Genomic DNA, 20986 nt, shown 5'->3' on the forward strand with positions numbered 1-20986 from the left:
CTCCGGGGCGCCCGGCCGCGTGCCCGTCCCCCGGCGCCATCCGCATCCCCCGCGCACGAGACATGAGAAGGGCCCCCGGCTCACGGTCGGGGGCCCTTCTGCGTGGCGCCCGGCACCGGGCACCAGTACTGACGTGGCTCAGACGCTGGTGACGACCTGGTCGATCTCCAGGCGCGGGGAGCGCGGGAACCAGGCGTCCTCGGCCGGCTTGCCGATGTTCACGACCATCAGCGGGGTGTGGTCGTCGTCCAGGAACTCCTTCTGGACGCTCGGGAGGTCGAAGCCGGTCATCGGGCCCGCGGCCAGGCCGGCGGCGCGGACGCCGATGATGAAGTACGCGGCCTGCAGCGTGGCGTTCAGCGCGGCCGAGCGCTCCCGGCCCTCGCGCGAGCCGCCGAAGATGTCCTTGGCGCCGGGGAAGTGCGGGAAGAGCTGGGGGAGCTCCTCGTGGAACTCGTTGTCCGCGGAGAGGATCGCGACCAGCGGGGCGGCGGCCGTCTTCGGCTGGTTGCCCTCGGCCATGAGGCTCACCAGGCGCTCGCGGGCCTCGGCGGAGCGGACCAGGGTGATCCGCAGCGGCGACTGGTTCATCGACGTGGGGCCGTACTTGACCAGGTCGTAGATCGCCTGCACCTGCTCCTCGGTCACCGGCTCGTCGGTGAACGCGTTCGCGGTGCGGGCCTCGCGGAACAGCAGGTCCTGGGCGGTGGGGTCAAGAACGAGAGACATGGAGAAAACCTTCTTGGGGGGGGTGCGACGGATCCCTGGGGATCAGCTGGCGTGTCCGAGCGTACGTCGATAAAGTTCAAGGTTCAACCAAATCGAGGCCTCGTGATCCACTTCACAGACCACGAGAGGGTGGCTACTCCTCGTCCGCCGCGTCCTCGGCGGTGTCCTCCTCGGCGAGCGCCGCGTCGAGCCGGGCCCGTGCGCCGTCCAGCCAGCGCCGGCACACCTTCGCCAGCTCCTCGCCCCGCTCCCAGAGCGCCAGGGACTCCTCGAGTGTCGTGCCGCCCGCCTCCAGGCGCCGTACGACCTCGATCAGCTCGTCCCGCGCCTGCTCGTACCCGAGCGCCTCGTCCGCCTTGCTGGTCATGCGCCCACCCTATGCATCGACTCGTACCGTGAATTCGCCCTCGGCGACCCGCGCCCGCAGCGGCTCGTCGGCCGTGACCTCACCCGGGTCGCGGACCGCGTGGCCGTCGGACTTCTGCAGCACCGCGTATCCCCGCTTGAGGGTGGCGGCGGGGGAGAGCGCCACCACGCGCGCGTGGGTGTGCGTCAGCTCGGAGTCGGCGCGGTCGAGCTGATGGCCGAGGCAGCGCCGGCTCCGGTCCAGCAGTGAGGCGACGTGGTCCACCCGCTCGTCGATCATGCGGTGCGGATCCTCTATCGAGGGCCGGGCCAGCGCGTGCGCGAGACCGCGCTCCTCACGATCGATGAAGGACTGGACGGCGCGCCGCGCCCGGTCCCGCAGGAACTGCACCCGCTCGTACTCCTCGCCGACGTCCGGTACGACCTTCTTGGCGGCGTCGGTCGGGGTGGACGCGCGCAGGTCCGCCACGTAGTCGAGCAGGGGGGTGTCGGGCTCGTGTCCGATGGCCGACACCACCGGCGTACGACAGGACGCCACCGCGCGGACCAGCTGCTCGTCCGAGAAGGGCAGCAGGTCCTCCACGCTGCCGCCGCCCCGCGCCACGATGATCACGTCCACCTCGTCGAGCGCGTCCAGCTCCTTCACGGCCTGGACGACCTGCGGCACCGCGTGCACGCCCTGCACGGGCACGTTGCGCACCTCGAAACGGACGGCGGGCCAGCGGTGCCGTGCGTTCTCCAGCACGTCCCGCTCGGCGGCCGAGGCGCGCCCGCAGACCAGCCCGATGAGCTGCGGCAGGAACGGCAGCGCCTTCTTGCGGTCGGCCGCGAAGAGCCCCTCGCTCGCCAGGGACTTCTTCAACTGCTCCAGGCGGGCGAGCAGTTCACCCACGCCCACCGGCTTGATCTCGGTGGCCCGCAGCGACAGCTGCCCCCGCGGCGCGTACCACTCGGGCTTCGCGAGGACGACCACGCGCGCGCCCTCGCTCACCACGTCCGCCACCGCGTCGAACACCTGCCGGTAGCAGGTGACGCCCACGGAGATGTCGTACGACGGGTCGCGCAGCGTCAGGAAGACGACCCCCGCGCCCGGACGCCGTGACAACTGGGTGATCTGCCCCTCGACCCACACCGCGCCGAGCCGGTCGATCCACCCTCCGATGAGCCGCGACACCTCGCCGACGGGCAGTGGGGCGTCCGCGGACGTGTTGAGAGCCATGCGCCCGAGCGTAACGGCCGGTTGTGACAATGCCGCCCAGGCCGAGACGGCTCCCTTCGTGGGGTGCGGGCCTACGCGGGACCCGCCGCGCCCGCCCCCTCTGTGGACGGCCTCGTCCTCACGAGCCGGACGGGCCGGGCCGCCTCCGCTGGGCCACCAGCACCGCCAGCCCGATCACCAGCCAGATCGCGCCCACCACCTGGGCCGTACCCGAAGCCTCGACGATGACGGCGACGGTGATCGCGGCACCGAGGACCGGGATCAGGATGTGCCGCCACCACACCACCGGGCCGTCCTGCCGCCGTACGGCGAACCAGCCCACCACGCTCGCGTGCAGCAGCGTGAACGCGGTCAGCGCGCCGATGTCGACGACCGACACGAGGTGGTCGAGGCCGTCGTCCCGCCGCGCCGCCCACACCGCGGCGACCAGCGTGATGACGGCCGCGCACAACAGCGCCGCTCGCGGCACCCCCGAGTCGGTCTTCGACAGCGCCCGGGGCAGCCGCCGGTCACGGGACATCGCGAACAGCAGCCGCCCGGCCGCCGCCTGCCCCGCCAGCGCCGCGAACGCGGCACCGATCGCCTTGCTCACGGCCACGAGATTGTGCAGCCACGACCCGACGGAGACGTCCACGGCGTCGTAGAACGCCGACCCCTGCTTGCCGGGGTCGGCGGCGAGCTCGGCCGACGACACCGGTTCGAGAAGCGCCACCAGATAGGCCTGCGCCACGAAGAGCACACCCGCCAGCGCCAGACAGAACAGCACCGCCCGGGCCACCCTCTGCGAGCCGCCCGTGACCTCCTCCGCGAAGGTGGCGATCGCGTCGAAGCCCAGATACGACAGGACGGCGACCGAGACGGCGCCGATCACCGCCGACAGCGCGAACGCCCCCTGCGAGCCGTCCCCGGACAGCGGTGACAGCCAGTCGCGGGCGGCCCCGTCGCGCGCGAGGACGACGATCGCCGCCACGGCGAAGACGAGCAGGACCACGATCTCCATCGCGAGCACCAGCATGCCCACCCGGGCCGCCGCCCGTACGCCCCACAGGTTCAGAAGGGTCGTCACGACCACCGCGAGGGCCGTCCACACCCACCGGGAGACCTCCGGGACCAGCGCGTTCATCGCGATCCCGGAGAACAGGTAGGCGACCGCGGGGATGAGCAGATAGTCCAGCATCGCCATCCACCCGGCGATGAACCCGGCCTCGTTTCCGAGCGCCGCGCGCGCGTAGGCGAACACCGAGCCCGCCTGCGGGACCACGCGGACCATCTGGGCATAGCTGAACGCGGTGAACGCCATCGCGACCGTGGCGACGAGGTAGACCAGCGCCACCGCGCCGTGCGACTTGGCGTCGAGGGTCCCGAAGACGCCGACCGGTGCCATCGGGGCGATGAACAGCAGCCCGTAGACGACCAGATCCCGGAAGCCGAGACTGCGCCGCAGCCCGCGCTCCTCACCGGCCTCACCGGCCGCTCCGGCCGTGGTCCGCGTGTCCGACATCCCTGCCTCCCGAGCGTCGCGCCTGGCCCCGCCCCTCCCAGTTCCTCACCAGTCTCCCCATGGAGGCGATCTTTGACCCGCCGAGCGCGGCCTTACGATGGTTGCCATGACTGCTTCGTCTGGCCGCCGTGTCCTGCTCGCCGCCCCTCGTGGCTACTGCGCGGGCGTGGACCGCGCCGTGATCGCCGTCGAGAAGGCCCTGGAGCAGTACGGGGCCCCCATCTACGTCCGGCACGAGATCGTCCACAACAAGTACGTGGTGCAGACCCTGGAGAAGAAGGGCGCCATCTTCGTCGAGCGGACTGCGGAGGTCCCCGAGGGGTCGATCGTCATGTTCTCGGCGCACGGTGTCGCCCCCGTCGTCCACGACGAGGCCGCGGCCGGCAAGCTCGCCACCATCGACGCCACCTGCCCGCTGGTCACCAAGGTCCACAAGGAAGCCGTCCGCTTCGCCGACGACGACTTCGACATCCTCCTCATCGGCCACGAGGGCCACGAGGAGGTCATCGGCACGTCCGGTGAGGCGCCCGATCACATCACCCTCGTCGACGGCCCCGAGGACGTCGCCAAGGTCGAGGTCCGCGACCCTTCCAGGGTCGTCTGGCTCTCCCAGACCACGCTGTCGGTCGACGAGACGATGGAGACGGTCGACGCGCTCAAGGAGAAGTTCCCGCAGCTCATCTCCCCGCCCAGCGACGACATCTGCTACGCCACGCAGAACCGCCAGCTCGCCGTGAAGGAGATGGGCGAGGAGGCCGAGCTGGTCATCGTGGTCGGCTCGCGCAACTCCTCCAACTCCGTACGGCTCGTCGAGGTCGCCAAGCTCGCGGGCGCGCGGGAGGCGTACCTCGTGGACTTCGCCGACGAGATCGACGCGGCCTGGCTGGAGGGCGTGACCACGGTCGGCGTCACCTCGGGTGCCTCCGTCCCGGAGGTCCTCGTCGAGCAGGTCCTGGAGTACCTCTCCACCCGCGGCTTCGAGGACGTCGAGCTCGTCAAGGCCGCCGAGGAGTCCATCACCTTCTCGCTGCCCAAGGAGCTGCGCCGCGACCTGCGCGCGGAGGCGGCGGAACTGATCGCGGAGCGCACTTCCGAGAAGTGAAGGTTCCGCAGGGGTCCTGGACCGGGGAGTGACTGTCAGTCGTAGGACTTAACGTAGAGCCATGCAGATCTTCGGCGTGGACATCGGCGGATCCGGGATCAAGGGTGCCCCGGTGGACCTGGATCAGGGCGAACTGACCCAAGAGCGTTACAAGGTGCTGACCCCGCACCCGGCCACGCCGGACGCGGTGGCCGACGGCGTGAAGGAGGTCGTGGACCACTTCGGCTGGACGGGCCCCGTGGGCGTCACCTTCCCCGGCGTGGTCACCGGCGGTTCCACGGTCCGCACGGCGGCCAACGTCGACAAGGCGTGGATCGACACCGACGCGCGCGCCCTGCTGAGCGACCGGCTCGGCGGCCACGCGGTGACGGTCCTGAACGACGCGGACGCGGCGGGCGTCGCCGAGATGCAGTTCGGCCAGGGCCGCGACCGGCAGGGCACCGTCATCCTGCTCACCTTCGGCACGGGCATCGGCAGCGCCCTCTTCGTCGACGGCACCCTGGTCCCGAACACGGAGCTGGGCCACCTCGAACTGAACGGCCACGACGCCGAGAAGCGCGCCTCCACCAAGGCCAAGGAAGACCACGACCTCACCTGGGAGCACTGGGCGTCCCGCGTCCAGAAGTACCTCGCCCATGTCGAGATGCTCTTCTCGCCCGACCTCTTCATCGTCGGCGGCGGCGTCAGCCGCAAGTCCCAGAAGTTCCTGCCCCTGATCGAGGGCATCAAGGCGGAGATCGTCCCGGCCGGACTGCAGAACAACGCGGGGATCGTGGGAGCGGCGATGCGGGCGGCCAAGACGCCGTAGCCCTCCGGGCGGGGCGGCGAAGGCGGGTCCGGCTGGGCCGGCCCCGCTGGTCCGCCGGAAGCGGCACGGCTCCGGCTGAGGTCGTGAGCCGGGGGAGTCCCCGGCAGCGCTGTGGCGGGACGGGCCCGAGACCGGGCGTCCGGGGCCGGGTGTCCTTGGCCGGGCTGGGTGGCCCAGCCCCGGGCCCGGAGCCTGGCCCCCGGCCCGAATCGTGCCCGGGGTGTCCGGGGCCGGGCCGAGGGCCGGGGCTTGCCGGGCCGGGCTCGGGGTCAGGCCGGGCGGCGGCGGGGTGCGGTGGTGGCGGGCCGGGAGGCCTGGGCTCGGCGCTGGGCGGCCCGGCGGGTCATGAGCCGGATCTTCCGGACGGTCACGATGACGCCCGCGACCAGCGTCCCGCCGTACAGCCAGCCCGCCTGGGTGGCGAGCGCCGTGACCAGCCCCATCACGCGCCCTCCGAGCCCGCCGCCGCCGTCGGCGACCGGCAGCAGCCCGAAGGCGAAGGCGATCGGCGCGACCACCGGCGCGGTGCCGAGGTCGCCGCGCCGCACCCAGACCGCGGTCAGCGCGCAGACCGGCAGGAACAGCACCCCGTACACCGCCAGGGACGCCCCGAGGAGCAGCTGGTCGAGACAGGCGAGCGCGAACATCACCGCACCGCAGAACAGCCCGCTGCCGAGCCCGGTGAGCCGGGGATTGGGCATCCGCCGTACCGCCGCGACCCACGGCGGGGCGGGCCGCCGGGGACCGGAGGCACCCCGGGCGGCGGCGCCCCGCGGACCGGGCGCCGTACCGCGTCCTGCGGCGGGCCCCCGTTCTCCGGCCGGCACCCGGACGGGTCGGCTCATGCCGGAGCCACCCCGTCCCGTCTGCGGGGGAAGGGGCGTGCCACGTCGGGATCCGGGCTGAGGGGGGCGCGTCCTGTGTTGCTCCACTGGACCAACTTAGGTCGGTTTATGTGTGGAATGGCCTCTGGGACACGCCGTTGGGCGCACCTTGGCCAAGCGTTCGATACGTCGCCGGTGCGAGGGCGCGCACGCCGTAGACTGGTGGATCGGCCCGCTCACCGCGTGGGCCCTGCCGCCCATCCTCACGTACGGGAAGTCGCAACGTGTCGCTCACGATCGGAATCGTCGGTCTGCCGAATGTCGGCAAGTCGACCCTGTTCAACGCCCTGACCAAGAACGACGTGCTGGCGGCCAACTACCCGTTCGCCACGATCGAGCCGAACGTGGGTGTCGTCGGTGTCCCCGACCCGCGCCTCACGAAACTGGCCGAGATCTTCTCCTCGCAGCGCGTCCTGCCGGCGACCGTCGACTTCGTCGACATCGCGGGCATCGTGAAGGGCGCCTCGGAGGGCGAGGGCCTGGGCAACAAGTTCCTCGCGAACATCCGTGAGTCCGACGCGATCTGCCAGGTCATCCGTGCCTTCAAGGACGAGAACGTCGTGCACGTGGACGGCAAGGTCTCGCCCAAGGACGACATCGAGACGATCAACACCGAGCTGATCCTCGCCGACCTCCAGACGATCGAGAAGGTCCTGCCGCGCCTCCAGCGGGAGTCGCGCATCAAGAAGGACATCGGCCCGAAGGTTGCGGCGGTCGAGGCGGCGCAGGAGATCCTGGAGAAGGGCGACACCCTCTTCTCGCAGGGCATCGTCCAGGGCTCCGACAACGAGGAACTCCTCCACGACCTGCACCTGCTGACGACGAAGCCCTTCCTCTACGTCTTCAACGTCGACGAGGACGAGTTGGTGGACGAGGACTTCAAGGTCGAGCAGCGCGCCCTGGTCGCTCCCGCCGAGGCCATCTTCCTCAACGCCAAGCTGGAGGCGGACCTCGCCGAGCTCGACGAGGAGGAGGCGATGGAGCTCCTGGAGTCGGTCGGCGTGGAGGAGCCCGGCATGACGACCCTGGCCCGCGTCGGCTTCAACACCCTCGGCCTCCAGACCTACCTGACGGCAGGCCCGAAGGAATCCCGCGCCTGGACCATCAAGAAGGGCGCCACCGCCCCCGAAGCCGCGGGAGTCATCCACACCGACTTCCAGAAGGGCTTCATCAAGGCGGAGGTCATCTCCTTCGAGGCCCTCGTCGAGACGGGCTCGGTCGCCGAGGCCCGCGCCAAGGGCAAGGCCCGCATGGAAGGCAAGGACTACGTCATGCAGGACGGGGACGTGGTGGAGTTCCGCTTCAACGTGTAGCGGGTTCGCCCTGCGAGCTAGTCATATTCGTCAAGTATGCAGGTCAGAAGGGGTCGGGCGCTGGTGAGCCCCACCCCTTCCGCATTCCCGTGCTGACTTGGTGCTGACTCAGCCGCGGTGGGGCGGAGCGAGCTTCTGTAGGTCGAGGTTGATCTCGAAGGGCACCGGGCGGTGGAGTGAGCCCCTGAAGATGCCAACCGGTACGTAGGTGGAGGTCGGCTCGTCAAGTTCGTAGACGTGGACGATGGGTGCTCCGTCCTCGTCCTCGATGCGCCAGTAGTGCGGGATGCCGGCCTCTGCGTATTTGTGGAGCTTTACCGTGCGGTCCCGGTGGGCGGATTCGGGGGAGACCACCTCGACGGTGAGTCGTACTTCATCCGGTGCGAACCAGGTGCGGTCGCCGTCGAAGTCAGCCGTCGTCACCAGCAGATCCGGCTCGGGCCGATTGCGTTGATCGAGCTTGATGGTCATCTCCCGCCCGACTCTTACGTCGGCCGGCGCCTGCTCCATGAGAGCCACGGTGAGCATCGTGACGAGATGGCCGTGCCACCACCGTTGCGGAGACATCATGAATACGAGGGCTCCGTCGATCAGCTCGGTGTGGCGCGGCGCTTCCGGGAGACGGTCCAGGTCGTCTGCGAACCAGCCTTCCGCGCGGGGCGGGCGCATCCAGTCGGGCAGTGCGGTCATGGCTCAACCGTAGCGACTCGGGGAGGTCCGGGCCACGAGATCGCCGACGGCGGGATCACCCTCCTGTCCCCGCCCCGTCCGAACCTCTGCCGCCCGTGCTGATTCTGTGTTGACTTGGCCCGTCCCAAATGACGTTTCCGCAGGTGGGAGCGGAGTCGTGGACGTTCCGCTTCAACGTCTGATGCGTCCTGGCGAAAGGCCGTGCGACCCGCGGCGGAGCGGGTTGGGCGGCCTTTGTTGTTCGCGCGGGGTCCGCAGCGTGCTGGATGAGTCCGGCACGCGGGGGAGCGGTTACGCCGCTTCGTAGACCTGTGGCTGGGCATCGGCGGACTGGTCCGCGTACGCCTTGTCGACGGCGGCCCGGGTCCGCTCCTCGGAGTCGGGCCGCAGGTGCGTGTAAATGTTCGGCGTCATGGCCGCGTTGGTGGGACCGAGGCACTCGGAGACGGTCTTCACCGACGTGCTGGTGTGCCCGTAGATGCGATTCGTGGCACGGGACGCTGCCATGGTGCCCGGCGGGGCAGGGGCCGGTGGCGAACGCCGCTTCGGCCGGCAGCACTTCGGCGCGCCCGGCCGGGTCTGCGGTCCGGCTGAAGGTGTGAGCCAGGTCATCTTCCCTGTAACAGGAAGGTACTGTCATGCACACGCGTGTGCATGTAATGCTCGTGCGCAGCACGTCGGCAGGCCCCCACTGCACTCTTCCGAGGATGTACCTTGCCCAAAAACACAAGAAATGCGCTGATACCGGCCCTGGCGGCCACGGCCCTGCTCCTCACCGGCTGCTCGGCGGCGGGAGCGACCGGGACGGATGCCGCGGCGGGCGGCGGAGTGGAGCCGGTGGCGGGGACGGTGTCGCCATCCCCCTCCGATAAGAAGGCCGCCAACTCCACCGCCGTCACCGCGTCCAAGGCCACCTCGGCGGCGGTGGCCCATGCGTCCGACGGGGATGAGCCGGCGAAGAAGTCGTCGCTGAAGGTGACTTCGTACGACGACACCAATGGGCGGGCCGTCATCTCGAACGGTACGTCGAGCCGTAGCGCGGTGGCCGTCGGTGATGTCGTGGCCAGTGCGCCGGTTCCCTCGGCTCCCGAAGGCCTGCTGGTCAAGGTCACCCGGGTGCTGGGTGCGACGGACAAGGGCACCAAGGTCGACACCGAGCCGGCCACGCTCCACGAACTGCTCGGCAGTGGCGAGGTCAACAAGACGGCATCGGTGGACCCTTCCGCCATCGAGGTCAAGGGACTCAATGCGGATGTCGAGGTCTCCGGGAAGAAGGGCAGCGGGGCCACCTTCGGCCCGGACGGAGCGAAGGTGCCGCTGGGGAGCCTGCGCGTGGATGTCAGCGACTCGGTGCAGACCGCCGATGGCGCCTCGTCGTCCGCCAAGGCGTCGATCAAGGGCTACGTCGAACTTGCTCCGGAAATAGAGTTCGCCTACGACGGTGACGCCCCCGGCAGCGGTGACAACCCCGACTCCGCATATCTCGGCCTCTCCGGTGACTGGACCTCCCAGTGGGAACTGGACGGGCAGGCCTCCGCCGCGCAGAAGGGCACGCGAGTGCCGTTCGCCGAACTGCACACCGACGTAGTGATCTATGTCGGTCCGGTGCCGGTCGTGGTCAACCTCGGCTACGTCCTGTACTACCAGGTGGATGCCGACGGAAAGGTCAGCGTCAAGGTCTCGCAGAGCGCGACGGGCGACTTCAAGGCCGGCGGCAGCTACAGCCGGACCAAGGGGTGGACCCCGGTCAACGAGGCCGACATGACGGCCACTCCAGTCAAGTCGTCGGTGACGGCCGCGGGGAACGTGAAGGCCACGCTGGGAGCGGAGGCGTCCGTCGGCCTGTACGGAGCCGTTGACCTCACGGTCGACGTCGCACCGTACGCGCGGGTCTCGGCAACGGGCCGGGGCACCGGGACCTCCGGCGAGTCCGGCGGGTCCGGCAGTGCCGTGGTCGCGTGGGCCGTGTTCGGGGGCTATGACGTGACCGGAACACTCAACGCCCACCTGTCGGTCTTCAGTACGCCGATCGACAAGAGCATTCGGCTGTTCACGGTGCACGGCGAGAAGCAGCTCGACGAGGGCGCCGGGACGATCACCCCTCCGAAGAACCCGACACTCGCCGCGCGACGTTGACGGCCTGAGGGCATACGGATCAGAAGGGGCCGACTCCTCGGGGGGTCGGCCCCTTTCGTGCGGGCGGTTACGGGCATCGCCGCAGGTCAGGCGTGGCGGGAGCGGTACTGGGCTGCCTTGGCGCGGTTGCCGCAGCGGGTCATGTCGCACCAGCGGCGCGAGCCGCGGTGCGACCGGTCGACGTAGAGCCGGGTGCAGCGCGGTGCCGCGCACTCCTTCACCAACTCGGGTGTCTCGGTCAGGAGTTGGATGGCGTCCCGGGCCACCGTCGACAGGACGGCGTCGACCGTGCCCTGGTGCCGCACCGTGCCGTCGGGCCGCAGCTCGGTGCGTACGGGATTGGGGTCGGCGGCACGATTGACCGTCGCGCAGTCCTCGGCCGGGTAGGGCGCGTGGTCGGCCGAGGCGAGCATGAGGCGGTAGACCGCCTCGCGCAGGTGTACCGCCGCGGCCAGGTCCGCCCCGGTCGCCGCCGCGGGTTCGTCGAGGACTCCCGAGGAGGCGGTCCACTCGGAGAGATCGGCCGATGTGGTGAGCAGATCCAGCGGGTCGTCACGTCGGCTCTGCACCGTACCCACGAGGTCAAGGGCCACGCTGCCGCTGACGAATGCGAAGTTCATCCTCCAAGAGTAACCGTATTGACTGGTTCGTCGAGGTCTCGATAGTGTCCTGCGTAACCTACTGATCTGGTTACTTTCTCAGCGAGAGGTCACCTCTGCCATGCAAGGCTCCGACTCGAAACTCGCCCCGGCCGAGGCAGCGGCCGAGGAGCCGCCAGCCGCTGCTCCGCCGGCCTGGGCCAACGCGGCGATCCCCGCCGTCTTCGTGGTGCTGTGGAGCAGCGCGTTCATCGCGGCGGTGCTCGGTACGGATGCGGCACCGCCCCTGCTGCTGACGTTCTCCCGCTTCGCGGTCGCCGGCGTCCTGCTGACCGTGATCGCCGTGGTGAGCAGATCGCCGTGGCCCCGGGGGCGCCTGCTCCTGCATGTGATCGTCGCCGGCCTGCTGATGCAGGCGGTCCAGTTCGGCGCCTTCTACACGGCCATCGGCGCGGGCCTGCCCGGCGGTGTCGTCGCGCTGATCCAGGGGTTCAACCCCGTGCTGATCGCCCTGCTGGCCGGCCTGTTCCTGGGCGAGAAGATCACCGGGCGGCAGTGGCTCGGCTTCGTCGTGGGCGGCGCCGGCGTGGTGCTCGCGGTCGCGGGTGCGCTGCATTTCTCCGTCGGCGCCATCGTGCTGTCCTTCGTCGGACTGCTCGGCCTGAGCGCGGGCACGGTCTACCAGAAGCGCTTCACCCAGGGTGCGGACGTCCGCAGCAGTACGGCCGTGCACTTCATCGCCAGCGCACCGGTGATGGGCATTCTGACCCTGACCCTGGAGGACCCGAAGGTCTCCGACTGGGGCGCGTTCGGCGGCTCGCTGGCCTGGATCGTCCTGGTCAACTCGGTGGGTACGTTCCTGCTGCTCAACTTCATGCTCAAGAAGCAGGCCGCCAGCCGGGTGGGCACGCTCTTCTTCCTCACGCCGGCCGTCACCGCCCTGCTCGCCTGGCTGGTCATCGACCAGACGCTCAGTCCCTCCGCGATCACCGGCCTGCTCCTCGGAGGCGTCGGCGTCCTGCTCGCGGCACGCAAGTAGCCAGGGCGTCCGGCATTCCGCCCCGCGCCGCCGTCGCACACATGGACGCCATCGCGCACACGGGCGCCATCGCACATACAGAGAAGAGAAAGAGACATGAGCATCAAGGTCGCCATCAACGGATTCGGCCGCATCGGGCGCGGTTTCCTGCGCGCCGCGCTCACCCACGGAACCGATCTTGAAGTGGTGGCGGTGAACGACCTCACGGACGCGGCGACCCTCGCGCACCTGCTGTCGTACGACAGCACCATGGGCCGTCTGAACGCCGAGGTCGAGGTCGACGGTGACGCCCTCGTGGTCGACGGCCGGAGGATCGCGGTGCACGCGGAGCGTGAGCCGAGCAAGCTGCCGTGGGGTGAGCTCGGCGTCGACGTCGTGGTGGAGTCCACCGGCATCTTCACCGACGGCCGGAAGGCCGCCGCGCACCTCCAGGCGGGAGCGCGGAAGGTCCTCATCTCGGCGCCCGCGACGCACGAGGACATCACGCTCGCCTACGGCATCAACCACACCAGCTACGACCCGGCGAAGCACCACGTCGTCTCGAACGCGTCGTGCACGACGAACTGCCTGGCGCCGCTCGCCAAGGTGCTGCACGACGGACTCGGCGTGGAGCACGGCCTGATGACCACGGTGCACGCGTACACGCAGGATCAGAACCTTCAGGACGGGCCGCACAAGGACCCCCGGCGTGCGCGCTCGGCCGCGATCAACGTCGTACCCACGTCGACCGGTGCCGCCAAGGCCATCGGCCTCGTCCTGCCCGAGCTGAACGGCAAGCTCGCGGGCCTGTCGCTGCGCGTTCCGGTACCGGTCGGGTCGCTGACCGACCTGTCGGTGTACCTGTCGCGGCCGAGCACGGTCGAGGAGATCAACGGGCTCTTCGCCGAGGCGGCGGCCGGTCCGCTGGCCGGGGTGCTGCGCTACACGGACGCCCCGCTCGTCTCGACCGACATCGTCGGTGACCCGGCGTCCACCATCTTCGACTCGAAGCTGACGACGGTCACCGGCGACGGTCGGCACGTCAAGGTCTTCGGCTGGTACGACAACGAGTCCGGCTTCTCCCACCGGCTGATCGACGTCGCACGGCTGCTGGGCACCACTGCCTGACCACGGTGACGGCCGCCGGAATGCGGCCAGTTGTAGTTCGGCAGTGCGCGCACGGCCGGCCTGGACACCGATCCGTTCTGGGCTCGCGCGGTGTCACAGGGGGGCGGCGCCCGCTCCTCGCGCCGCCCCGGCTGTCAGTCCCGCGTGCGAGGATGCGCGCATCGGGGCGGACAGCACGGGCGGACAGCACACGAGGGGCGCGTCATGGCGGGTGTCGACGGGGCGGCGAGCGGGCCCTCGGCGGCGCCGGGAGGCGGCGGGAAAGGTGCGCCGCGGGACGAGCCGCCGGTGGGCCGCAGGGCCCGTGACCTGCTCACGGAGGGCGCGCGGCTGTACGGGGCCGCGCGCGCCGTCCTCGCCGACCACGCCCGCGCACTCGAAGCCGTCCGTACGGCGCTCGCGCCGCTCCAGGCCGAACTGGTCGCCCAGGAGCTGGAGCTCATCCCCGTCTCCCGGCTGAAGGACGTCACCGAGGGGCGGTTGCGGCTCGGGGCCATCGAGACGGCCGGGCTCGGCTCGGTGCGCGCGGTGTACGAGTCGAGCAGGTACGCGCTGCGGCAGATCCCCGGCGTCGGCGCGCAGACCGCCGACCAGGCGCTCGCCGCCGCCCGCCAGATCGCCCGGGCGGTCGAGGAGACCGTCTCGCCGCGGATCGACGTGGACCACCCCGAGCCCCGGACCGCCGCCCTGGTCGTCGCGTTGCAGCGGCTGGTCGAGGCCGGGCCCGAGCTGCGGCGGGCCGTGGACGCCGCCCGGCGGCTGGACGAGCGGCTCGGCACCCTGCTGCCCGCGGCCCGGCCCGCCGCGGGTCGGCTGCGGATGGCGTTCAGCGGACGGGACCGGCGCGAGAGCGCACTCGCGGCGCTCACCGAGATCCGTGAGCTGACCGCCGACGCGGCCGCGCGGGGCGTACGGCTGCTGCTCGCCCAGGCCTCGACCGACCTGCTGCGCCCGCCGGCCTCCGACATCGAGGCCTGGGTCGACTTCGAACTGCGCTCCACGGAGTACTACAGCCAGCTCGCCGAGGTCTCGGACCAGGCCTCGGACGTCGCCGCGGCCGAGGGCTTCCTGCCGTCGGAGGTCGCCGAGCGGGTGCACGCCCAGGCGCTCGACGACACCCACTGCCGGGTGTCGCTGCGCGGCTACCAGTCCTTCGGCGCCCGTTTCGCGCTGGCCCAGCGGCGGGTCGTCCTCGGCGACGAGATGGGGCTCGGCAAGACGATCCAGGCCATCGCGGCGCTCGCGCACCTCGCGGCGGAGGGGCACAGCCACTTCGTGGTGGTGTGCCCGGCCAGCGTGCTGATCAACTGGACGCGCGAGATCCGTGCGCGCAGCACCCTGCGGGCCGTGCCGGTGCATGGCCCCGACCGGCAGGACGCGTACGCCGAGTGGCGGGAGCGCGGTGGCGTGGCGATCACCACGTTCGACGTCCTGCACACCCTGCCCGGACCCGACGGCGCCGAATCGCGGCCACCGGATCGGAGCAGGGCCGGACGGCGGTCCCCGCAGGGCCGGGGCGAGCGGAGGCCCTCGCTTCCGGCGGGCAGTCCGGCGCAGGGCGGCGCCACCCCGAAGCCGCCGGGCATGCTCGTCGTGGACGAGGCGCACTATGTGAAGAACCCGGAGACCCGCCGCTCGAAGGCGGTCGCCGCCTGGACCGGCCACTGCGACCGCGTCCTGTTCCTCACGGGTACGCCGATGGAGAACCGCGTCGAGGAGTTCCGCAACCTCGTCCGCCACCTCCGTCCCGATCTGCTGCCCCGGATCCACAGCAGCAGCGCGGTCGCGGGACCGCACGCCTTCCGCAAGTCGGTCGCCCCCGCCTATCTGCGCCGCAACCAGCAGGACGTCCTCACCGAACTCCCCGCGCTCCTCCAGGTCGACGAGTGGGAGGAGTTCAGCGCGGCGGACCAGGACGCCTACCGGGCGGCGGTCGAGGCCGGGAACTTCATGGCGATGCGCAGGGCCGGGTACGTCCACGCGGAGAAGTCCGCGAAGCTCCAGCGGCTGTGCGAGCTGGTGTCCGAGGCGGCCGAGAACGGACTGAAGGTGGTCGTGTTCTCGTACTTCCGGGACGTGCTGGCGACGGTCCAGGAGGCCCTGGGCGAGGGGGTGTTGGGGCCGATCTCCGGGTCCGTGCCGGCCGCCCGGCGGCAGCGCCTGGTCGACGAGTTCGCGGCGGCCGGCGGACACGCCGTGCTGCTCAGCCAGATCGAGGCCGGCGGGGTCGGCCTCAACCTCCAGGCGGCGTCCGTGGTGATCCTCTGCGAGCCGCAGGTCAAACCGACCCTGGAGCACCAGGCCGTGGCCCGCGCCCACCGGATGGGTCAGGTGCGCACGGTCCAGGTGCACCGCCTCCTCGTCACGGACAGCGTGGACGAGCGACTGCTGAGCATCCTGAAGAACAAGGACCGGCTGTTCGACGCGTATGCGCGGCGCAGCGACGTGGCGGAGGCGACCCCGGACGCCGTCGACGTCTCGGACGGCAGCCTCGCCCGCCGGCTCGTCGAGGAGGAACAACAGAGACTGGCCGCCGGGTCGAGCGGCTGACGCGACCTCAGATCCCGTCGACGTACGCCACGGTGAACGGGGTCTCGGGGGTCCCCGGCCCCATCGGGCCGCCCTTGTCGAACTGGGAGCGGACGACGAGCGTACGGCCGTTGCGGCGTACGAGGGTGGTGGGGATCTGGAGCGAGGCGTCGGTGACGCTGTGCTCCAGACGGGCCGCCGTGCCGTCGCCCGACAGCCGCCAACGGCTGATCGTGTTGGTCACGTTGAGGGCGGCCCACAGGGTGCCGCCGACCCGCTCGAGTCCGTCGCCGTTCACCAAATCGCCCCCGGACAGGGTGACTTGACGTATCCGGCCGGTGGCGAGGTCCACGCGGTACAGAGCGCCCGCGGTCATGTCGACCGTGAGCAGGTAGTGGTCCGCGGCGACGATGCCGTTCAGGGTGAAGGTGCCGGACGGATGCGGGGCCAGGACGCCACCGAGGTCGTACGCCGTGGTCAGCACCGAGCGGCCGCCGTGCGCGGTCGCCTGCGCCAGCTCGGCCGGCGTCACTCGGTAGATCACCTCGCGCACGCTGTCCGTCAGATAGGCGCTGCCGTCCGGCGTGATCGCCAGGTCGTTGACGAAGCGCGGGGCGTCGCCCGGCACGTCGAAGCGGGCCAGCAGGGTCCGGGTGCGCAGGTCGTAGACGTCGACTCCGGAGGTCGAGTCGGTCACCCACAGGCGGCCCGCCCGGTCGACCTTCAGGCCGTTGGCGGTGGCGCGGCCGTCCGCGCCCGCGGGCAGGAAGACCTCGGCCGTACGACGGCCGGGCGTCGTCCGGTAGACGGCGCCGGTGGTGTACGAGCCCACGTAGAGGCGGCCCGTGCGGGGGTCCGCGGCGATTCCCTCGGGGTAGACGCGGTCGCCCGGCAGCTCGTACGCGGTGGAGACACGGGCCGGGGTGACGCGGGCCGCGGCGGAGGCCGCGGGCGGTGCGGTGACCGCGGCCGCCGTGACGGTCAGGGCGGCGGCGGTCAGAAGGGTGCGGCGCTGGATCGAACGGGACACGACGGTGCCTCTCGGTCGGCGTCTGAATCAATGGTCGAGTACGAAGTTAAGTTAGAGTCCTAATGCTCGTCAAGGTACTTATCTTCCCCATAGGGCTCATCGTCGTATGGCCGATACGATGCGGAGATGACGTCCATGCCAGTGCCCGAGCGGCTCGGCTCCCACATCAAGCGGGCCGAGCAGGCTCTCAACGCGACGAAGACCGCCGTGCTGAAACCGGCCGGCCTGACCGTCGCGCAGTACGCGGCGCTGCTCCACCTCAGCGAGAACGCCGGGATCTCGGCCGCTGCGCTGGCCCGGCTGTGCGGGGTCACTCCGCCGACCATGAACACGGTCCTGAAGAACCTCCAGGACCGTGGGTTCATCGAGCGCACGCCGCATGCCTGGCACAAGAACGTGCTGGAGACGCGGATCACCGAGGCGGGGTGGGTCGTCATGAACGACGCGGATGCTCGGGCGGTGCGGGTGGAACGGGCGTTGGCCGCGGAGTTCACTTCCGAGGAGCGGGAGGCGTTGGTCGGTTTGCTGGGGCGCTGTGTTGCCCTCCTTGAGAAGGAGCGGCCCTAGACCCGCCCCGGCGTGGGTCTCCCCGCCTGGGCCCCCGAGACTTGGCCCTGTCCCGACCTGGGGCTCCGCCCCAGACCCCGCTCCTCAATCGCCGGAAGGGCTGAAATTTGCCCCCGGCCCGGGACCTGCCGCGGCCCGGTTGCTGTCCCGACTTGGGGCTCCGCCCCAGACCCCGCTCCTCAATCGCCGGAGGGGCTGAAATTTGCCCCTGGCCCCGAGTGCCGGAGGGGCTGAATTTGCCCCCGGTCCTGACCCCGAAGGGCTGGATTTTGCCCCGGCCTCAGCGCCGGAAGCGCCGAATCCTGCGGCTGCGGCTGCCGCTAGGACCACGACTACGGCTACGACCACGATTACGACCACGGCTACGGCCACAACTACGACCGCGCCAGCCCCGTCTTCGCCCCCGCCCCGCACAACGGCACCACCGCCGTGCGCTCGCCGAGGGCGCCCTCGCGGACGGCGGCCCAGCAGGCGACGCCGGTCGACTCGACGTAGAGGCCGCGGGAGGCCAGGTCCATCTGGGCGTGGCGGATCTGGTCCTCCGTCACGGTCAGGAAGGTGCCGCCGGAGTCGCGGACCGCGCGGAGGATCTGGCGGGCCCGTGGGGGGCGGGGGATCGCGATGCCCTCGGCGAAGGTGGGCGCAACCGCGGTGGCGCCGACCAGGTCGTCCGCGCCCTCCGCCCAGGCGTGGGCCAGCGGCGCGACCGCGGCGGCCTGGACGGCGTAGAGGGCGGGGCGCCGGTCGATGAGCCCGGCGGCATGCAGCTCGGCGACGGCGAGGGCCGCGCCGAGGAGCAGGGTGCCGTTGCCGACGGGGACGACGATCACCTCGGGGAGCCGTCCGCCGAGGTCCTCCCAGAGCTCGTGGACGTAGGTCTTCGTGCCGTGCAGGAAGTAGGGGTTGAAGACGTGCGAGGCGTAGAAGGTCTCCGGGTCGTCCGCGGCCTCCCGCGCGGCCGCCGCGGCGGCCTCCCGGCCCCCGTCGACGACCCGCAGCCGCGCCCCGTGCGCCCCGATCTGCTCCAGCTTCTTCGGGGAGGTGCCCTCGGGGACGTACACGGTGCAGGGCAGCGCGGCCCGTGCGCAGTACGCGGCGATCGCTGTGCCCGCGTTGCCGCTGCTGTCGGCGATCACCTGCCGGGGCCGCAGCCGCAGCGCCAGCTCGGCCAGCAGGACGGCGCCGCGGTCCTTGAACGACAGGGTCGGCATCAGGAAGTCCAGCTTGGCCGAGACGCCCTCGCGCAGCGTCACCAGGGGAGTGCGGCCCTCGCCGAGACTGACCGTGGGCGCCGCCAGGGGGAGGCTCTCCGCGTACCGCCACAGTGAATTGACCCGCCCCGTAAGGGATTTGAGGCTCGCCGGGGTCGGGGAGAAGTCCAGATCGAGCGGGCCGCCGCAGGCCGGGCAGCACCAGGCGAGTGAGTCGGTGGGGACGCGCGTGCCGTCCGTGGGGCAGAAACAATCCGGCAGGAGGGTCATGTCCGCAGGTTAGATGGGCGGTTTGGTGACGTTGTGTCATGACGGGCATATGGCACTCGCGTTACGCCCCCGCAGGACCCTTGTGCAATTCCTGTGGAGGCCTCAATCTTTCGGCTGACGCACAGGGGAACCACAGGGAACGCAGCGCGACTTGGCATGCCCCTGTCGTCTCGGTTCGTGCACCATCCCCCACCAGCGCACCACCGATTGAGGAGGATCCCTCAGATGGCAGTGATGCGTCATAGCCGCCGAAGACTGGCCGGAATAGGAACCGCGGCCCTCGTCCTCGGCATCGTCTCCGCACTCCCCGCGCACGCGGCACCCGACCGCGAGGGTCGCGTCCAGTACGCCGGCGCGTCCAACGCGGTCGCGAACAGCTACATCGTGACTCTCGACGCGAGCGCCGCGAAGGCGACCTCGGCGCAGGGCAAGGCCCTGGCCAAGGAGTACGGCGCCAAGATCGAGCGCACGTACAAGAAGGCCCTGAACGGCTATGCGGTCGAGGCCACCCCGGCCGAGGCGAAACGGTTCGCCGCCGACCCGGCCGTCGCCTCCGTGGTCCAGAACCGCACCTTCCACATCGCCGCAACCCAGACCAACCCGCCGTCCTGGGGCCTGGACCGCATCGACCAGAAGAACCTGCCGCTGGACAGCAAGTACACCTACCCGGACTCGGCCGGGCAGGGCGTGACCGCGTACATCGTCGACACCGGCGTACGCATCACGCACAGCGACTTCGGCGGCCGGGCCTCCTACGGCTACGACGCCATCGACAACGACAACACGGCGCAGGACGGCCACGGCCACGGCACGCATGTGGCGGGCACGGTGGCCGGCACCCTGCACGGCGTCGCCAAGAAGGCGAAGATCGTCGCCGTCCGGGTGCTCGACAACTCCGGTTCCGGCACGACCGCCCAGGTCGTCGCGGGCATCGACTGGGTCGCCCAGAACCACAGCGGCCCGTCCGTCGCCAACATGTCGCTCGGCGGCGGCGCCGACAGCGCGCTCGACACGGCCGTCCGCAACGCCATCGCCTCCGGCGTCACCTTCGCGGTGGCGGCCGGCAACGACAACGCCAACGCCTCCAACTACTCGCCGGCCCGCGTCAGTGAGGCCATCACCGTCGGCTCGACCACGTCCACCGACGCCCGCTCCAGCTTCTCCAACTTCGGCACCGTCCTGGACATCTTCGCGCCGGGCTCCTCGATCACGTCCTCGTGGAACACCAGCGACACGGCCACGAACACCATCTCCGGTACGTCGATGGCGACACCGCACGTGACCGGTGCGGCGGCGCTCTACCTGGCGGACCACCCCGGCTCCACCCCCGCGCAGGTCGCCTCCGGCCTGGTCGCCGCAGCCTCCACCGGCGTCGTCACCGGCCCCGGCACCGGCTCGCCCAACCGCCTCCTGAACGTCGGTGGCGGTACGACGACCCCGCCCGGATCGCGCTTCGAGAACGCCGGCGACTACGCGATCAACGACAACGCCACGGTCGAGTCGCCGGTCACCGTCAGCGGTGTCACCGGCAATGCGCCGGCGGCCCTGTCCGTCGAGGTCCACATCGTGCACACGTACATCGGCGACCTCCAGGTCCAGCTGGTCGCGCCCGACGGCTCGGCGTACACGCTCAAGGCGTACGGGACCGGCGGCAGTTCGGACAACATCAACACCACGTACTCGGTGAACGCCTCCTCCGAGGTGGCCAACGGCACGTGGAAGCTGCGCGTCAGCGACAACGCGGCGGTCGACACCGGGAAGATCGACTCCTGGGCGCTGCAGTTCTGACCGAGGTCCAGTAGCCGAACGTCGTCCTCGCGGGGGGCCGTGACCCGGCCCGCCGCGAGGATCGACCGCGAGGACCCGGCCGCGGGTACCGACCGAGC

19 protein-coding genes are annotated in these 20986 nt (G+C 70.9%); 9 read left to right on the forward strand and 10 right to left on the reverse strand.

Annotated features, from left to right (window positions below; genetic code table 11):
* Positions 1-138: 138 nt before the first annotated feature.
* The 4 genes from ACFWM2_RS15780 to ACFWM2_RS15795 form a co-directional block, all read right to left on the reverse strand.
* Positions 139-729: a malonic semialdehyde reductase gene (locus ACFWM2_RS15780; protein WP_383278922.1), complete on the reverse strand. Its 591-nt coding sequence runs from the start codon at positions 727-729 to the stop codon at positions 139-141.
* 133 nt (positions 730-862) lie between these two features.
* Positions 863-1096, reverse strand: a complete 234-nt coding sequence (locus ACFWM2_RS15785; protein ID WP_383278925.1) for an exodeoxyribonuclease VII small subunit — start codon at positions 1094-1096, stop codon at positions 863-865.
* A gap of 9 nt (positions 1097-1105) precedes the next feature.
* Positions 1106-2314 carry an exodeoxyribonuclease VII large subunit gene (xseA, locus tag ACFWM2_RS15790; protein WP_383278928.1) on the reverse strand — a complete coding sequence of 403 codons (1209 nt, stop codon included), beginning with the start codon at positions 2312-2314 and terminating at the stop codon, positions 1106-1108.
* A gap of 118 nt (positions 2315-2432) precedes the next feature.
* A complete protein-coding gene (locus ACFWM2_RS15795) occupies positions 2433-3815 on the reverse strand; it encodes an APC family permease (protein WP_383278931.1) in 1383 nt (460 codons plus the stop codon).
* A gap of 97 nt (positions 3816-3912) precedes the next feature.
* Here ACFWM2_RS15795 and ACFWM2_RS15800 point away from each other — a divergent pair, with 97 nt between their 5' ends.
* Together ACFWM2_RS15800 and ppgK are read left to right on the forward strand one after the other, a co-directional pair.
* Entirely contained in the window at positions 3913-4917 is a 1005-nt protein-coding gene (locus ACFWM2_RS15800; protein WP_383278934.1) for a 4-hydroxy-3-methylbut-2-enyl diphosphate reductase, read from the forward strand.
* A gap of 61 nt (positions 4918-4978) precedes the next feature.
* Complete coding sequence (gene ppgK / locus ACFWM2_RS15805) at positions 4979-5725, forward strand: polyphosphate--glucose phosphotransferase (RefSeq protein WP_383278937.1); 747 nt, start codon at positions 4979-4981, stop codon at positions 5723-5725.
* Positions 5726-5994: 269 nt separating this feature from the next.
* Here ppgK and ACFWM2_RS15810 read toward each other — a convergent pair whose 3' ends face one another.
* Entirely contained in the window at positions 5995-6657 is a 663-nt protein-coding gene (locus ACFWM2_RS15810) for a DUF6542 domain-containing protein (protein WP_383278940.1), read from the reverse strand.
* A gap of 176 nt (positions 6658-6833) precedes the next feature.
* On the opposite strand from ACFWM2_RS15810, the gene ychF reads away from it, so the two are divergent.
* Entirely contained in the window at positions 6834-7922 is a 1089-nt protein-coding gene (ychF, locus tag ACFWM2_RS15815) for a redox-regulated ATPase YchF (protein WP_383278943.1), read from the forward strand.
* 108 nt (positions 7923-8030) lie between these two features.
* Here the strand turns inward: ychF and ACFWM2_RS15820 are convergent, their stop codons facing one another.
* Both ACFWM2_RS15820 and ACFWM2_RS15825 read right to left on the reverse strand, forming a co-directional pair.
* A complete protein-coding gene (locus ACFWM2_RS15820; protein ID WP_383278946.1) occupies positions 8031-8612 on the reverse strand; it encodes a Uma2 family endonuclease in 582 nt (193 codons plus the stop codon).
* Positions 8613-8903: 291 nt separating this feature from the next.
* Positions 8904-9119, reverse strand: coding sequence for an integrase (locus ACFWM2_RS15825; RefSeq protein ID WP_383278949.1), 216 nt, complete (start codon positions 9117-9119; stop codon positions 8904-8906).
* Between the two features lie 207 nt (positions 9120-9326).
* Between ACFWM2_RS15825 and ACFWM2_RS15830 the strand changes: the two genes are divergently transcribed.
* Complete coding sequence (locus ACFWM2_RS15830; RefSeq protein WP_383278952.1) at positions 9327-10748, forward strand: hypothetical protein; 1422 nt, start codon at positions 9327-9329, stop codon at positions 10746-10748.
* Positions 10749-10834: 86 nt separating this feature from the next.
* Here ACFWM2_RS15830 and ACFWM2_RS15835 read toward each other — a convergent pair whose 3' ends face one another.
* Positions 10835-11368 (reverse strand): CGNR zinc finger domain-containing protein, encoded by a 534-nt coding sequence (locus tag ACFWM2_RS15835; RefSeq protein WP_383278955.1) that lies wholly within the window; start codon positions 11366-11368, stop codon positions 10835-10837.
* 100 nt (positions 11369-11468) lie between these two features.
* On the opposite strand from ACFWM2_RS15835, the gene ACFWM2_RS15840 reads away from it, so the two are divergent.
* The 3 genes from ACFWM2_RS15840 (at position 11469) to ACFWM2_RS15850 (ending at position 16043) form a co-directional block, all read left to right on the forward strand.
* Positions 11469-12386 carry a DMT family transporter gene (locus ACFWM2_RS15840; RefSeq protein WP_383278958.1) on the forward strand — a complete coding sequence of 306 codons (918 nt, stop codon included), beginning with the start codon at positions 11469-11471 and terminating at the stop codon, positions 12384-12386.
* A 96-nt stretch (positions 12387-12482) separates the two neighbouring features.
* Positions 12483-13493 (forward strand): type I glyceraldehyde-3-phosphate dehydrogenase, encoded by a 1011-nt coding sequence (gap, locus tag ACFWM2_RS15845; RefSeq protein ID WP_383278960.1) that lies wholly within the window; start codon positions 12483-12485, stop codon positions 13491-13493.
* 204 nt (positions 13494-13697) lie between these two features.
* Positions 13698-16043 (forward strand): DEAD/DEAH box helicase, encoded by a 2346-nt coding sequence (locus ACFWM2_RS15850; RefSeq protein WP_383278963.1) that lies wholly within the window; start codon positions 13698-13700, stop codon positions 16041-16043.
* 7 nt (positions 16044-16050) lie between these two features.
* Here the strand turns inward: ACFWM2_RS15850 and ACFWM2_RS15855 are convergent, their stop codons facing one another.
* Positions 16051-17052: an SMP-30/gluconolactonase/LRE family protein gene (locus tag ACFWM2_RS15855; RefSeq protein ID WP_383278966.1), complete on the reverse strand. Its 1002-nt coding sequence runs from the start codon at positions 17050-17052 to the stop codon at positions 16051-16053.
* 126 nt (positions 17053-17178) lie between these two features.
* Between ACFWM2_RS15855 and ACFWM2_RS15860 the strand changes: the two genes are divergently transcribed.
* A complete protein-coding gene (locus tag ACFWM2_RS15860; protein WP_383278968.1) occupies positions 17179-17619 on the forward strand; it encodes a MarR family winged helix-turn-helix transcriptional regulator in 441 nt (146 codons plus the stop codon).
* A 374-nt stretch (positions 17620-17993) separates the two neighbouring features.
* Here ACFWM2_RS15860 and ACFWM2_RS15865 read toward each other — a convergent pair whose 3' ends face one another.
* Positions 17994-19100: a pyridoxal-phosphate dependent enzyme gene (locus ACFWM2_RS15865; RefSeq protein ID WP_383278971.1), complete on the reverse strand. Its 1107-nt coding sequence runs from the start codon at positions 19098-19100 to the stop codon at positions 17994-17996.
* 225 nt (positions 19101-19325) lie between these two features.
* Between ACFWM2_RS15865 and ACFWM2_RS15870 the strand changes: the two genes are divergently transcribed.
* Positions 19326-20888, forward strand: a complete 1563-nt coding sequence (locus tag ACFWM2_RS15870; RefSeq protein ID WP_383278974.1) for a S8 family serine peptidase — start codon at positions 19326-19328, stop codon at positions 20886-20888.
* Positions 20889-20986: the final 98 nt, after the last annotated feature.

This window comes from Streptomyces sp. NPDC058371 (assembly GCF_042723265.1).
In the GTDB taxonomy this organism is placed as follows: Bacteria; Actinomycetota; Actinomycetes; order Streptomycetales; family Streptomycetaceae; genus Streptomyces.